This window comes from Caulobacter sp. SRI_014, assembly GCF_057586315.1.
In genome coordinates, this window is the sequence record NZ_JBYCZQ010000004.1 from 287,090 (window position 1) to 300,815 (window position 13,726).

General features: G+C 69.4%; 11 protein-coding genes. 7 read left to right on the forward strand and 4 right to left on the reverse strand.

Annotation, left to right across the window (positions count from 1 at the left end):
* Positions 1-9: 9 nt before the first annotated feature.
* On the reverse strand, positions 10-390 hold the full coding sequence (locus tag AC2YG9_RS12360; protein WP_487298274.1) for a hypothetical protein: 381 nt from the start codon (positions 388-390) through the stop codon (positions 10-12).
* A gap of 72 nt (positions 391-462) precedes the next feature.
* Between AC2YG9_RS12360 and AC2YG9_RS12365 the strand changes: the two genes are divergently transcribed.
* Positions 463-1,215, forward strand: a complete 753-nt coding sequence (locus tag AC2YG9_RS12365) for a LytTR family DNA-binding domain-containing protein (RefSeq protein WP_487298275.1) — start codon at positions 463-465, stop codon at positions 1,213-1,215.
* 21 nt (positions 1,216-1,236) lie between these two features.
* Here AC2YG9_RS12365 and AC2YG9_RS12370 read toward each other — a convergent pair whose 3' ends face one another.
* On the reverse strand, positions 1,237-1,725 hold the full coding sequence (locus AC2YG9_RS12370; RefSeq protein WP_487298276.1) for a CinA family protein: 489 nt from the start codon (positions 1,723-1,725) through the stop codon (positions 1,237-1,239).
* 83 nt (positions 1,726-1,808) lie between these two features.
* Between AC2YG9_RS12370 and AC2YG9_RS12375 the strand changes: the two genes are divergently transcribed.
* On the forward strand, positions 1,809-4,637 hold the full coding sequence (locus AC2YG9_RS12375) for a fused MFS/spermidine synthase (protein ID WP_487298277.1): 2,829 nt from the start codon (positions 1,809-1,811) through the stop codon (positions 4,635-4,637).
* Here AC2YG9_RS12375 and AC2YG9_RS12380 read toward each other — a convergent pair.
* Positions 4,576-5,721: a bifunctional 2-C-methyl-D-erythritol 4-phosphate cytidylyltransferase/2-C-methyl-D-erythritol 2,4-cyclodiphosphate synthase gene (locus tag AC2YG9_RS12380; RefSeq protein ID WP_487298278.1), complete on the reverse strand. Its 1,146-nt coding sequence runs from the start codon at positions 5,719-5,721 to the stop codon at positions 4,576-4,578. The two genes, AC2YG9_RS12375 and AC2YG9_RS12380, sit on opposite strands and share 62 nt — an antisense overlap.
* A 50-nt stretch (positions 5,722-5,771) precedes the next feature.
* Between AC2YG9_RS12380 and AC2YG9_RS12385 the strand changes: the two genes are divergently transcribed.
* Positions 5,772-7,088, forward strand: a complete 1,317-nt coding sequence (locus AC2YG9_RS12385) for an MFS transporter (protein ID WP_487298279.1) — start codon at positions 5,772-5,774, stop codon at positions 7,086-7,088.
* On the opposite strand, the gene AC2YG9_RS12390 is transcribed toward AC2YG9_RS12385, so the two are convergent.
* Positions 7,075-8,511 (reverse strand): alpha/beta fold hydrolase, encoded by a 1,437-nt coding sequence (locus tag AC2YG9_RS12390; RefSeq protein ID WP_487298280.1) that lies wholly within the window; start codon positions 8,509-8,511, stop codon positions 7,075-7,077. The genes AC2YG9_RS12385 and AC2YG9_RS12390 overlap by 14 nt on opposite strands.
* Positions 8,512-8,626: 115 nt before the next feature.
* On the opposite strand from AC2YG9_RS12390, the gene AC2YG9_RS12395 reads away from it, so the two are divergent.
* From AC2YG9_RS12395 to AC2YG9_RS12410, 4 genes are all read left to right on the forward strand, one after another.
* Positions 8,627-10,033, forward strand: coding sequence for a LytTR family transcriptional regulator DNA-binding domain-containing protein (locus tag AC2YG9_RS12395; RefSeq protein ID WP_487298281.1), 1,407 nt, complete (start codon positions 8,627-8,629; stop codon positions 10,031-10,033).
* Between the two features lie 85 nt (positions 10,034-10,118).
* On the forward strand, positions 10,119-11,123 hold the full coding sequence (gene dusB / locus AC2YG9_RS12400) for a tRNA dihydrouridine synthase DusB (protein WP_487298282.1): 1,005 nt from the start codon (positions 10,119-10,121) through the stop codon (positions 11,121-11,123).
* Positions 11,120-12,229: a two-component system sensor histidine kinase NtrB gene (locus AC2YG9_RS12405; protein WP_487298283.1), complete on the forward strand. Its 1,110-nt coding sequence runs from the start codon at positions 11,120-11,122 to the stop codon at positions 12,227-12,229. The genes dusB and AC2YG9_RS12405 overlap by 4 nt, the downstream gene beginning before the upstream one ends.
* The gene (locus tag AC2YG9_RS12410; RefSeq protein ID WP_487298284.1) at positions 12,226-13,647 is read left to right on the forward strand and encodes a sigma 54-interacting transcriptional regulator; all 1,422 of its coding nucleotides are present in this window, start codon (positions 12,226-12,228) and stop codon (positions 13,645-13,647) included. The genes AC2YG9_RS12405 and AC2YG9_RS12410 overlap by 4 nt, the downstream gene beginning before the upstream one ends.
* Positions 13,648-13,726 lie beyond the last annotated feature (79 nt).

Sequence of the window (13,726 nt, forward strand, 5' to 3'; positions counted from 1 at the left end):
GGGTTCCAGTCAGTTCGGCTGCCGGCGCCCGGTCATCGGGAAGCTCTGGCCGGTGTGGTAGACGACGACGCCTTCGAAACTGGCGGCGTCCGTTCCCAGCCTGCCTGAGAACACCACATCGCCCTGCGGCGAGCCGACGACGATCCTCAGCCGGGCGCCGCCCTGCTCGACGGCGCGGATCGGCAGCACCTCGCTACCCTGGTCGGTCGTCAGCGACCCGCCCAGGCGGTCTTCCGGTCCTTCGATGCGGATGACTCCGTTGGTGACGCCGCCAGGCGTCGGCACCTGGAAGGTCCAGGTCCCGCGAAGGCTGGCCGGCGGCGCGGGCGGGGCCGTCGCGCAAGCGGTCAGCAAGAGGGTGGCGGCGAGCGCGGCGATCAGGGTTTTCATGGGCATTGAACCTGTGGGAGATGTCGCGCTAGTCAGGTCGGACGCCGACCGCAGCAACCGACATTTCGCGAAATGACCGCAATAGCGCGCCAACGGTATGACGGGCCCGTCAGGCATCTTGCGACGGCGCTGGCGCTGGGCCTGCTGTTCGGTTGGTTCGCGCCGTTCGGCTCCAATCCCGCCCTCGAGCCCCCGGCTCGTTTCGCCTTCTGGCTGGTTCTCATTCCGCTCGGCTACGGCCTTGCACTCGCCGCCGGGCGTATCATCGGAGCCCGGCCCGCCCTGGCGCGTCTGCCGCTCGCCCTCCGACTGACGTTGATGGCCCTGGCCTCCGGCCTTGCGAACACCCTGGCGACCGCATTGGCCATGCGCCTGGCGCTGCCGGAGCGGGGCATAGCACCCGGGGAACTGCCGTTCCTGCTGCTCGCGGTGACCGGTGTGCAGCTGGTTCTCTCGGCCGTCGTCCTGGCATGGCCGGGTCGCGACTCTCCCAGGGGCCCCCAACCCGAAACGGCCGGAAAGCCGGCCTTCCTGACCCGGGTTCCCGCCAGACTTGGCCGCGACCTGATCGCCGTCGGATCGGAGGACCACTATGTGCGAGTCCACACTTTGCTGGGCTCGCACCTCCTGCTGATGACCTTCACCGAGGCGCTTCGGGAGCTCGATGGACAGGACGGCCTGCGAGTTCATCGCTGCTGGTGGGTGGCGCGGTCACGCATCGAGGCAGTCAACCGTCGGGGCGCCCGCACCGCCCTGGACCTGTCGACCGGCCTCCAGGTTCCGGTCAGCCGGCAATACCGCGCCGCCGTCCGCGCCCTGGTCTAGCGAGGCTCGCGCCGAGTTCCTTCAAATGGCCTCGCGCAGCATGGTCAGGGCCATGACCACGGCGGCCAGCTGCACATCGATGCGGTCCGGGCCGTCGAAGCGTTCGACCGCGTGGCGGATGCCCCGGTTGCTGCGGGCCGTGGCGAAGTGGACGGTGCCGACCGGCTTCATCGGGGTGCCGCCGCCGGGACCCGCGACGCCGGTGATGGCCACGGCGATGTGGGCCGTGCTGTTCTCCAGCGCCCCCTCGGCCATCATCCGCACCACCGGTTCGGACACCGCCCCGACATCGGCCAGCAAATCACCCGGAACCCCGAGCATCTCCTGCTTGGCGCGGTTGGAATAGGTGACGAACCCCCGCTCGATGACGTCCGAGGCCCCCGGGATGCTGCAAAGCGCCCCCGACACCAGCCCGCCGGTGCAGCTTTCGGCGGTCACGATCCGCAAACGCTGGTCGCGGCATTCTTCCAGCAGCAGCCGCGCCAGGGTCTGGATTTCCAGGGGAAACATGAGGGGTGGCGCTCCGGGCTGGTCAAAGGGCAGGGATAGCCCAACATCGCCCGGCTGGCTGTTCAAGACGATTCGGAAAATCCATGACTGACGCCGTTCCTCTTCCCGCCGAGCCCACCGATCCGGCGGCCCATCAGAAGCTGCCCTGGCTCTACGTGCTGGCGGTGTTCTGCGGCGCCTCGATGGTCTTCATGGTTCAGCCCATGGTGGCCAAGCTGGTGCTGCCCCAGCTCGGCGGCTCGCCGCAGGTGTGGAACACCTCCATGGCCTTCTTCCAGGGGGCGTTGCTGGTCGGCTATGGCTACGCCCACTTCCTGCAGAAGATCCCCCGGGCCCGGACCCAGGTGCTGATCCACCTGGGCGTCATGATCCTGGCGGCCACCCTGCTGCCCCTGCGCATCACCACCCTGTTCGGCGAGCCCGGCGCGACGCCGCCGGCCCTCTGGCTGCTCGGCGTCCTGGCCGTCTCGATCGGCGCCCCGTTCGCGGCCCTGTCGGCCACCGCCCCGCTGGTTCAGGCCTGGCACGCCAAGGTCCATGGCCGGGAAGGGGGGCCCGAACCGTGGGCGCTCTACGCCGCCAGCAATCTGGGCAGCCTGCTGGCTCTGCTGGCCTATCCGGCCATCTTTGAGCCGGCCCTGTTGCTGCACGACCAGCGCTGGGGATGGAGCGGCCTCTACGTCGCCTTCATCGGGGTCATGGTCCTGCTGGCCCTCAACATCCGCAAGAACGACACCGCCCCGGCGGCCACCGCCGAGCAGCCCGCCGCGCAGCCCGTGGCTGTCAGCTGGAAGCAGCGCCTGACCTGGATCGCGCTCGCCGCCCTGCCGTCCAGCCTGATGCTCGGCGTCACCGCCCACCTGACCACCGACGTGGCCAGCGCGCCCTTCCTGTGGGTGCTGCCGCTGTCGCTCTACCTCTTGACCTTCATCATCGCGTTTCAGACCCGGCCGATGATTTCGCCCCGGCTGGCGCTGATCCTGATGTCGACGGCGCTGATCGTGACCGTGGCGACCATGCCGTTCGGCTCCCCGAACGTGCTGTTCACCCTCGGCATACACCTGGCGACCTTCTTCCTCTGCGCTCTGGTCTGCCATCAGGCCCTGGTCGCGCGGCGGCCCGATCCCAGCCGGCTGACCGACTTCTATCTCTGCATGTCGATCGGCGGCGTGGTCGGCGGGGCGTTCAACGCCTTCGTCGCCCCGCTCGTGTTCAACACCGTGGCCGAGTACATCATCGTCCTCTGCCTCTGCGCCCTGGCGCGGCCGTTCGGGGCCCTGATGCCCAACCGCCGCCAGCTGATCCTCAGCGTGGTCATGGTGCTGGGCTTCGTCATCGCCCTTCTCTCGGTGACCGACAGGTTCTGGTATTTCTTCGCCGATCCCGATCACGCCTTCAGCGCCCTCGGCGTCCTTCGCTGGCTGTCCGTCCTTGGCCTGCTGGCCGTCGGTGGCCTGGCGACCGCCGCCTGGGCCCGCCGCAGCTCGGACACGCCCCCTCGCAAGCTCGAATGGGGCTTCCTCGTCATCGCCGGTGTTGCCTGGGCCCTGGCCCTGCTGGCCGCCCTGGTCCCCGGTACGGCCCTGCGGCCGCTTCAGGGGATGCAACTCATCGACCTCGTCATGGTGCTGGTGGTGATCAGCGCTCTGGCCATCGGAGCCGCCATCATCCTCTTCAAGCTGAAGCCGGAGCTTGCGGTGGAGCCCACCGCGCTGGAATGGCTGGTCATCGCCTTGGCCGTGATCGGCGCCGATCTCGCCTTCCTGGCCCTCGCCGGGCAGTTCACCACGGACAAGGTCGCTCCGCTGCTCATCGTCCGCGTCGCCGGCGCCGTCGGCGTGGTCAGCATCGCCGTCTGCGCCGTCTCCCTGCGCGAGCGGGCGCTGCTGTTCTTCGCCGCCATCTGCCTGCTGGCCTACGCGGCCTACACGATCGATCCGCACACAGACTACTACAAGAGCCGCCGCAGCTTCTTCGGCGTCGTCCACTTCGCCTACGCCGACATCCAGGGTTACGGGAAGATGGGAGCGGACTTCGACCCCAAGCTGCCGGGTAACGTCCGCGTCTTCTCCCACGGAACGACCCTGCACGGCGCCCAGGCGCTGGATCCGGCCTACAAATGCAGGCCTTTGGTCTACTACGCGCCCGAAACGCCGATCGGCCAGGTCTTCCGCCGGGTCCAGTCGGTCAAGCCGGCGGCGACCTATGGGGCCGTGGGTCTTGGCACCGGCGCGGTGGCGGCCTACGTCCGGCCCGGCGACCGCATGACCTTCTTCGAGATCGATCCCCATGTGATCGAAACCTCGAGTGACCCGAAAGTCTTCAGCTACACGACCGACTGCGCCAAGGGACCCGTCGACTATGTGCTCGGCGACGCCCGCCTCACCCTCGAGAAACAGCCGGCCGGCAAGTACGACATCCTGCTGATCGACGCCTTCTCTTCGGACGCCATCCCGGCCCACCTTCTGACGGTCGAGGCCATGAAGGGCTATCTGGCCCGGGTGAAGCCGGACGGCATCGTCATCCTGCACCTTTCCAATCGCCACCTGGAACTGATCTTCCCGGCCGCCTCCGTGGTTCACGCGGCCGGCGGCCATGCCCTGTTCCAGGGCCACAGCGCCGCCGACGGCAAGCCCAACTACTGGGAGTCTTCGGAGGATGTGATGATCGTCGCCAAGGACCCGGCCGTGCTCACCGCATACGCCGCCGAGCCGCAGTGGCTGCTCCCGCCGCCGCCGAAGGTGCGGGCCTGGACCGACGACTACACCAACCTGGTCGGAGCGATGATGGCCAGCGTCCGCTGGGGCGGCCAGCCGGGCCGGCGCTGGACCTGGCAGACCGAGGCCGAGGCTAGGCGGGCGTCTCGACCAGAGCCACAGCCTGCGCCGCCAGCCCCTCCTGCCGGCCGGTAAAGCCCATCCCCTCGGTCGTCGTCGCCTTGACGCTGACCCGGTCGAGGGGAAGGCCCAGCAACTCGGCGAGCCGGGCCCGCATGGCTGCCCGGTGCGGCTTGATCTTGGGCCGCTCGCAGATCAGCGTCAGGTCGACGTTGAGGATGTGGCCGCCCCGCGCCGTGACCATGTCGGCCGCGTGTTTGAGGAACAGGTCCGACGGCGCGCCCTTCCATTGCGGATCAGTCGGCGGGAAGTGGTCGCCGATGTCGCCCTCGCCGATGGCGCCCAGGATGGCGTCGGTCAGGGCGTGCAGCCCGGCGTCGGCGTCCGAATGACCGATCAGCGTCTGGTCGTGATCGATGCGCACCCCGCATAGCCACACCGCCTCGCCCGGCCCCCAGCGATGGGCGTCGAAGCCCTGGCCGATGCGGGTCACCCGCTGCGCGCCCGCCAGCAGTTCGGCCATCTGGAAATCCTCGGGATAGGTCAGTTTCATCAAGGCAGGATCGCCGGCGGTCAGGGCGATCCGGCCGCCATCGGCCTCGACCACGGCGGCGTCATCGGTCGGCTCACCCGAACCTGCCCAGTTCACATAGGCCTGCGCCAGTCGCCCGGCACGGGCTGCCTGCGGTGTCTGGGCCCGCCAGAGGCCATCCCGGGACACGGTTTCCGTCCGCCCCTCGGCGACCCGCCGGAGGGTATCTGCCACCGGCAGGGCGGGGAGGGCGGCGTCGGCGCTCTCAAGGGCCGCGAGAAGATCACGAACGTGGGTCTGGTTGACCAGCGGCCGGGCGGCATCGTGGACCAGCACCGGCATATCCGCATCAGCGGCCAGAGCGGCGAGACCCGCCTGCACCGACAGCGCCCGGGTGTTCCCGCCCGTCGCCAGCCGCCAACCGTTGAGGCCGGCCAGGACTTCGTCGGCCGTCACCCGCGCCTCATCGGCGACCACCACGACCACGTCAGCGGCGCCGGCGCCCAGCAGGCTCTCGACCGACCATCGCAGCACAGGCTTGCCGGCGAGATTGCGCCATTGCTTGGCGGCGCCGGGTCCGGCTCTAGTGCCGCTGCCGGCGGCGACGATGATGGCGGCGAAACGCATGGCCGTGTCATAGAGCGACGGCTGGCAAAGAGGAAACAGGGTTTGACGGGATGAAGCTCTTCCACCAGCTGCTGGCCAACAATCTGGTGGCCAACATCACCAACTACACCGTCTGGTTCGCCATCACCTTCTGGGTTTATCTGGAAACCCGGTCTGTGTTCGCCACCGGCGTGATCGGCGGCATCTATCTGGTGCTGACGGCTGGCCTCGGCTTCTGGTTCGGCAGCCTGGTCGATCACTTCCCCAAGAAGCGGGTCATGCTGGGCTCCAGCGCCGCCTCCTTCCTGTTCTACGCCGCCGCCTTCATCGCCTACGACCTGGCCCCGAAGGGCAGCCTGCACGACGTCGCCGGCTGGCGGCTGTGGCTGTTCATCGTCCTGGTCATGATGGGGGTCATCGCCGGCAACCTGCGCGGCATCGCCCTGCCGACCCTGGTCACCGCCCTGATCCCCGAGGACCGCCGTGACAAGGCCAATGGCCTGGTCGGAATGGTCAGCGGCATCGGCTTTCTGACCACCTCGGCGATCAGCGGCTTCCTCGTCGCCTGGGGCGGCATGGTCTACAGCTTGGCTTTCGCGCTCGGATTCACGGTCCTGGTCTTCCTGCACCTGCTGACCGTGCCGCTGACCGAACCGAAGCTCGAGACCAAGCCCGGCGAAGCGCCGCCGCTGCGCAAGATCGACATCCGGGGCACCATCGCCGTCATCGCCGCCGTCCCGGGCCTATTCGCCCTGATCTTCTTCGCCAGCTTCAACAACTTCCTGGGCGGCATCTACATGGCCCTGCTCGACGCCTATGGCCTGTCGCTGGTCAGCGTCCAGACCTGGGGCCTGCTCTGGGCGGTCGTCTCCTGTGGCTTCATCCTCAGCGGCCTCCTGATCTCCCGCGTCGGACTGGGCTCAAAGCCGCTGCGCACCCTGCTGCTGGTTAACCTCGCCGTCTGGACGGTCAGCGCCTTCTTCACTATCCAGGCCTCCATCATCCTGCTGACCATCGGCTGTTTTATCTGGCTCTTCCTCGGCCCCTTCGCCGAGGCGGCCGAACAGACCACCCTGCAGAAGGTCGTGCCCTACGAGCGCCAGGGCCGGGTGTTCGGCTTCGCCCAGTCGGTCGAACAGGCGGCTTCGCCGCTGACCGCCTTCCTGATCGGCCCGCTCACCCAGTTCGTCGTCATCCCCTTCATGACCGACGGGGCAGGGGCCGCGGCCATTGGCGGCTGGTTCGGCACGGGTCCGGCGCGCGGGATCGCCCTGGTGTTCACCATCGCGGGCCTGGCCGGGGTGCTGGTGACGGCGCTGGCTTTTGCCTCAAGCGCCTATCGCCGGCTGTCGGCGGCCTATGCCGAGGGTCCCGCTAACCCAGCTTGAAGGTCGGCGGCGGCAGGGTCAGACGGGTGTCGCCGACAGCCTCGCCCTTGAAGAAGCGGACCAGCAGGGCCTGAACCTCCGGGTGCGCTTCAAAGACATTGTGGCCGGCGTTCTCGACGATCACCCGCGCCCGACGTCGGAACTGGGCAGCGACCTCGGCCTGCTCCTCCAGCGGTGTACGCCCGTCGAGTGTGCCGGAAACCAGCAGGGCAGGGTGGTCGATCCGCATCGGGGCCCGGAAAGCTTCGCCGAGATCGACCCCGGGCACGGCCCCCAGCAGGTGCGGCATCGGGAAGTTCAGCGCATCGCCGAGCACGGCCGTCTTCGCCTCGCGCGCCACCAGGGCCCGCCGGCGCGGTGAAATCCCCGACGCCAGATCCATGGCTTCCGGCATGCCGTTCACCCCGGGCAGCCCGGCGATCTCGGCCATAAACGGGGTCAACACCGACATCTCTCCGGCATCAAGCGCCAGGTAGAGGCCGGGCAGCATGACCAGGGTCTCGGGATTGGCGATCAGACTGCCGGCCAGCAGCTGCACGGCAAAGCCGCCGACCACGACCTCCGTCGGCGTCCCGCGCACCGGAACGGTCATCCGGGCCGGGCTGGCTTCCAGCCGCTCATGCACCCGCCGCATCAGTGCGGGCAGGTCGGGGATCGCTGCCCGCATGGCCGGGTCGGCGCCGATCAGGGAGTCGATGCGGCGCAGATAGGCGTCGATACGGCCCGGCCGTTTCACCGTCTGGTCCTGGCCCTCAAGGCTGGCGAGGGCGACGCGGCCGACCCTCGGGCCATGGCGGCGCAACATCGACAATCCCAGATGCGAGCCATAGCTGATGCCCCAGAGATTGACCGTCTCCGCCCCCAGATGCCGCCGCAGGTCGTCGATGTCGTCGGCGCTCTGGGCGGAATTGTAGCCGCCCATCGCCACCCCGGCGGCGGTCCAGTCGGCCCAGGCCTTCTGGAACTCCGCCCGAACGTCGGCGGTCAGGCCCGCGCGGGTGAACGGCGGCAGCGGTGCGGTCGACGGCGGCCGCCTGGGGATTGCGTTCGACGCCCCGGTTCCGCGCTGGTCGAAGGCGATGACGTCGGCGACCTCGCGCAGCGCCATGAAGATCGGAAAGCGCCTGCCGGCCGCCGCCCCGGTGGCCGTCCCGCCCGGACCGCCGGCCAGATAGACGATCGGCGGGCCCGGCTTTGCCGCCGTCGACGGGAACCGCACATAGGTCAGGGTGATCCGCCGCGAGCGGGGGTCGCGGCGATCCTCAGGGACTTCGAAGGACCCGCGCTCCGCATCGGTCTCGACCCCGCGTGAACTCTTGAAACGGAAGGGCTCCGCCGCCCCGGCGCGCGAGGCCAGGGCATGGAAGGGAAGGGCGAGGCCGGCGGCGAGGACGGCCCGGCGGTCAATCTGCGTGTCGGTCATGGCCCCATTTCAGCCCATCGTTCGGACCGCCCCGCCAGCCGCGCTTCGGTCAACGGCCCGTGCTGCTCGGTCAATGGCGGCCCGGTTCGGCGAACGGCGCCCTATAGTCGGTCGCATGTGGCGGACACTTCTTCTCGCCGGCCTGCTCGCGGGTCTGGCGCCTATGGCTCATGCGCAGGTCAGCCCGTGGGAGCTGTGCCGGGCCGGCCCAACGCTCACCGACTGCCGACCGGCGCCGCACAACATCGATCCCCAGGGGCGCGACCTGTGGATCCGCTCCACCATCCAGGCGCCGGCGGATTCTCAACCGCGCGCCCTGTACGTCGTCGGCGCCGCCGCCTCCGAGGCGTGGCTCAATGGCGCGCGATTGGGCGTCAACGGCCGACCCGGCAAGACGGCCGCCGAGGAGGTCCCCGGCCGCTACCAGAAGGCATTCCCGATCCGCGAGACCGCCTGGCGTCCCGGCGCCAACGAGATCGTGCTGCACTTGTCATCCTTCCACGGACCCCTGCGGCTGGATCACCCGATGGCCCTGCTACAGGTCGCTCCATATCCCTTGCCGTCGAACGGCCCGATGCTGGCCATTACCTTCGTCGCCGCCGGGATGCTGTTCGCCGCGGCGTTCGGCTTCGCCGTCATCCACGCCATGCGCCGCACAGGCTCCAGCCTCCTGCTGTCAGCCATGGCCGGGGTCGCCGGCCTGCAGGCCATCGTCGAAAGCCTGCGCCCACTCTTCGCCTATGCCTATCCGCTGCACGCCTGGCGGCTGGGAGCCATCTGGCTGCTCTCAGCCGCCTTTGCCCTGCTACTGGTGGCCTATGTCGCAAGCCGGTTCCAGCCGGGGGCACGGACCCGGATCGTTCTCCTGACCCTGCCGGTTGTCGCCGCCACAGCCCTGGCTCCAGGTTTCGACTTCAAGACCGGCCTGGCGCTGCTCAGTGGCGTCGCCATTGCCTTGGCCGTCACGGTCCTGGGCGCCGTTCGGCTGCGGCAGCCCTCCGCCGCCATGACACTGGCATGGCTGACCCTGTTCCTGGTCCTCGGGCTGGGGTTTCCGCGATGGCTGGTCGATCTCTCCTTCTTCCTGCTGGCGGCAGGCCTCGTCCTGCCGCTGCTGATGGCGGAGGTGGTGCGCCTGGGCCGTGACGACAAAGGCCGTGAAGCCGCCCTGACTCGCGCCGTCGCGGTCCCTGATCGACTGACCGTCGCCTCGGCGCGCGGCGTCGATCTGGTGCCCATCGCCGACATTGTCGCCATCGTCGGCGCCGACGATTACGTCGAGCTGAGGCTGGTCGGCGGCCGCAGCCTGCTTCACGCCGCCCGGCTCGACCGCCTTGAGGCCGACCTGCCGCCGGGCTTCCTGCGTATCCACCGCTCGGCCATCGTCAACCTGGACCGGGCCGAGCGTCTCGAACGGGACGGCGACCGCTGGCGCCTCCGGCTCGGCGAACAGCTCCTGCCCGTCAGCCGCTCCCGACTTCCCGCCCTGCGCGAAACCCTGGAGCCACCGGCCCCGGCCTGACATCGCTGACGCATCGCCGCAGCGGCGCGCTCTTTACTGCGCCGCACAATCTGCCTAAAAAGGCGGCGATGGGGTTGAACAAGAAATGAGCAATCAGCTCGCAGTCGGGAACAAGGTGGTTGAGAGCCGGGTCTGGCTTGCGCCGATGACGGGCGTCTCGGACCTGCCGTTTCGCCGCACCGCCGCGCGTCTGGGCGCGGCCTATGTCGCCACCGAGATGGTCGCCTGCGCCGAGTTCGCCAAAGGGCGGCCCGACGTCGTGCGCCGCGCCGCGGTCGGCGAAGGCCTGCCGCTGATGGTCGTCCAGCTGGTTGGCCGCGACCCTGGCATGATGGCGGCCGGGGCCAGGATGGCCGCCGCCGCCGGGGCCGAAATCATCGACCTCAACTTCGGCTGCCCGGCCAAGGAAGTGACCGGCGTCCAGTCGGGCTCGGCCCTGATGCGCGACCTCGATCTGGCCGAGAGTCTGGTCGCCGCCGCCGTTGACGCCGTCGACCTGCCCGTCACCGTGAAGATGCGCCTGGGCTGGGACGACGCCAGCAAGAACGCCCCCGAGTTCGCCGCCCGCGCCCAGAAGGTCGGCGCCCGGGCCATCACCGTCCACGGCCGCACCCGCTGCCAGTTCTACAAGGGCGTCGCCGACTGGGCTGCTGTCGCGGCGGTGAAACGCGAGATCAATCTGCCGCTGATCGTCAACGGAGACATCGTCGACCTGGCCTCGGCTGAGGCCGCCCTCAGCGCCAGCGGCGCCGACGGCGTCATGATCGGTCGCGGCGCCTACGGCCGCCCCTGGATCGCCGCCCAGATTGACGCCGGCCTCAACGGCCGCACCCTGGCCGATCCCGACATGGAAACCCGCCTGGCCATCGCCATCGACCATTTCCGGGATGCCCTCAGCTTCTACGGCGAACGGGTTGGCCTGAAGATGTTCCGCAAACACCTGGCCAGCTACATCGATGCCGCGCCGGTTCCCGCCGGCCCCGAGGACCGCCGCGCCGCGCGCGCCGAGCTCTGCCGCCTGGAAACCCCGGCCGAGGTCGAGGCCGCTCTGACGCGCCTGTGGCTGACCGAGCGGAGGCTGGCCGCATGACCTTCTCCGGCAGACCGGTCCTCAACAGCCGCCAGGTCGAAACCCTGCGCGCCGCCGCCTTCGAGATGAGCCCTGACCCGGCCATGGTCATCGACGCCGACGGAGGCCTCGCGGCTGTCAACGAAGCCGCCGAAGGCCTGTTCGGCCAAGGCCTGGCCCTGCTGGCCAAGGGTCACTTCCGCGCCGTCCTTCCCGACGACTCGCCCCTGACCCGCCTGCTCGACCGGGCGGTGCAGGAGGACGCCCGGGTCCGAGAGCACGGTGTGCAGATCGGCCTCTTCGGCCAGCCGCCCTTCCTGGCCGACGGCGCCGCCACCCCGCTGGGCGACGGCTCGGTCCTGCTGACCCTGCATATCCGTGGCGGGGCCATGAGCTTCGAACGCGCCGCCGACCCCTCCGGCCTGCGCTCCGTGGTCGGCCTCGGCCAGATGCTGGCCCACGAGATCAAGAACCCTCTGGCCGGCATTCGCGGCGCCGCCCAGCTGCTCAAGACCGGCGCGGCGGCCGAGGACGCGCCCCTGGCCCAGCTGATCGTCGACGAGACCGAGCGCATCCGCCGCCTCGTCGACCGCATGGAAGCCTTCAGTGACGACGCCCTGCCGACGCCGGTGGCCGTCAACATCCACGAGGTGCTGGACCGCGTCCGCGCCCTGGTCGCCAACGGCGTCGCCGATGGCCTGACCATCAAGGAAAACTTCGATCCCTCCCTGCCGCCGGTGGCCGGCGACGAGGACCACCTGATCCAGATCTTCCTCAACCTGGTGAAGAACGCCGCCGAGGCCGCCCACGGCCGCCGCGATGGCCGGGGCGAGCTGACCATCTCCACCGCCTGGCGCCCGGGCGTGAAGGTGCGCGGGGCCGACGGCCGCATCCAGAAGGCCGCGCCGATCGAGATCCGGGTGCAGGACAACGGCACGGGCATCGCCGCCAGCGTGCGTGACCACCTGTTCCAGCCCTTCGTCACCTCAAAGGCCAGCGGCGCGGGTCTCGGCCTGCCGCTCGTCGCCAAGCTGGTCAACGGCCATGGCGGCCTGATCGATTTCGAGTCGGAGCCCGGTCGCACCGTGTTCCGTGTCCTGCTTCCCGTCGCGTCGGAGACCCCATGAACCCCGCCAACAAGAAGATCCTGATCGCCGACGACGACAGCTCCGTGCGTCTGGTGCTCAGCCAGGCCTTCACCCGGCTCGGCTATCAGGTGCGGGCGACCGGCAACGTCACCACCCTGATGAAGTGGATCCAGGACGGGGAGGGGGACCTGGTCGTCACCGACGTGGTGATGCCCGACGAGAACATCTTCAACGTCCTGCCGCGCATCCGCAAAGACCGGCCCAAGCTGCCGGTCATCGTGATGAGCGCCCAGAACACCCTGCTGACCGCCGTGAACGCCAGCGAGGGCGGGGCCTTCGAGTATGTCTCCAAGCCCTTCGACCTCGACGAGGTCACCGCCGCCGCCCGTCGCGCCCTCTCACGCCCGGCCGACAGCGAGGCCAGCAAGGCCCAGGCCCGGGCCATGAAGGACGAGCGCCTGCCCCTGATCGGCCGTTCGGCCCCGATGCAGGACGTCTATCGCACCATCGCCCGCCTGGTCGGCGCCGACCTGACCGTGTTGATCACCGGCGAGAGCGGCTCGGGCAAGGAACTGGTCGCCCGCGCCCTGCACGATCTCGGCCGCCGGCGGGACGGAAAGTTCGTGGTCATCAACCTGGCCGCCGTGCCGCGCGAGCGCGTCGAGACCGAACTCTTCGGCCGTGGCGACGGCGATCTGGGCAAGCTGGTCGAGGCCGACGGCGGCACCCTGTTCCTCGACGAGATCGGCGACATGCCGCTCGACGCCCAGAGCCGCCTGCTGCGGGTCATCGATGGGGCCGAGCCGGCCCTCAACCCCAAGACCAACCGCCGGCCCAACGTCCGGCTGATCGCGGCCACCAACCGCGACCTGCGCGGCCTGATCCGCCAGGGGCTGTTCCGCGAGGACCTGTTCTTCCGTCTCAACGTCGCCCCTCTGCGCCTGCCGCCGCTGCGCGACCGCACCGAGGACATCCCCGATCTCGCCCGCAGCTTCCTCCTGCGCGCCGCCCGTGAGGGCCTGCCGTCCAAGACCATCGACCAGGCGGCCCTCGAGCGCCTCAAGACCCACCCCTGGCCTGGCAACGTCCGCGAGCTGGAAAACCTGATCCGCCGCATCTGCGCCCTCTATGCCGAGGAGTTGATCAGCGCCCGCATCGTCGAGCGCGAACTGCAGGAACAGGCCCCGGTCGCCATCGGCGAGGATGGCCCCGCCACCCTCTCCACCCTGATCGAACGCCATCTGGCCAGCCACTTTGCCGACCAGCCCGACGGTGTCCCGCCGCCGGGCCTTTACGATCGCATCCTGGAAGAGGTGGAGCGTCCGTTGATCCGCCTGACCCTGGCCGCCACGCGCGGCAACCAGGTGAGGGCCGCTGACATCCTGGGCCTCAACCGCAACACGCTGCGCAAGAAGATCGTCGATCTGGGCGTCGAATTGACCCGCGGAAAGCGATAACGCCGGTCCCCCTTTTCGGGGGGAACGCAGATGACGCATTCGCGCCACATAGGTGTTGAATTTTTGGCACATCTCGCCG

Excerpts from the sequence above, each read along its gene's own strand:
- AC2YG9_RS12360 (WP_487298274.1), bottom strand. The coding sequence starts at position 390 with ATGAAAACCCTGATCGCCGCGCTCGCCGCCACCCTCTTGCTGACCGCT.
- AC2YG9_RS12365 (WP_487298275.1), top strand. The coding sequence starts at position 463 with ATGACCGCAATAGCGCGCCAACGGTATGACGGGCCCGTCAGGCATCTT.
- AC2YG9_RS12370 (WP_487298276.1), bottom strand. The coding sequence starts at position 1,725 with ATGTTTCCCCTGGAAATCCAGACCCTGGCGCGGCTGCTGCTGGAAGAA.
- AC2YG9_RS12375 (WP_487298277.1), top strand. The coding sequence starts at position 1,809 with ATGACTGACGCCGTTCCTCTTCCCGCCGAGCCCACCGATCCGGCGGCC.
- AC2YG9_RS12380 (WP_487298278.1), bottom strand. The coding sequence starts at position 5,721 with ATGCGTTTCGCCGCCATCATCGTCGCCGCCGGCAGCGGCACTAGAGCC.
- AC2YG9_RS12385 (WP_487298279.1), top strand. The coding sequence starts at position 5,772 with ATGAAGCTCTTCCACCAGCTGCTGGCCAACAATCTGGTGGCCAACATC.
- AC2YG9_RS12390 (WP_487298280.1), bottom strand. The coding sequence starts at position 8,511 with ATGACCGACACGCAGATTGACCGCCGGGCCGTCCTCGCCGCCGGCCTC.
- AC2YG9_RS12395 (WP_487298281.1), top strand. The coding sequence starts at position 8,627 with ATGTGGCGGACACTTCTTCTCGCCGGCCTGCTCGCGGGTCTGGCGCCT.
- dusB (WP_487298282.1), top strand. The coding sequence starts at position 10,119 with ATGAGCAATCAGCTCGCAGTCGGGAACAAGGTGGTTGAGAGCCGGGTC.
- AC2YG9_RS12405 (WP_487298283.1), top strand. The coding sequence starts at position 11,120 with ATGACCTTCTCCGGCAGACCGGTCCTCAACAGCCGCCAGGTCGAAACC.
- AC2YG9_RS12410 (WP_487298284.1), top strand. The coding sequence starts at position 12,226 with ATGAACCCCGCCAACAAGAAGATCCTGATCGCCGACGACGACAGCTCC.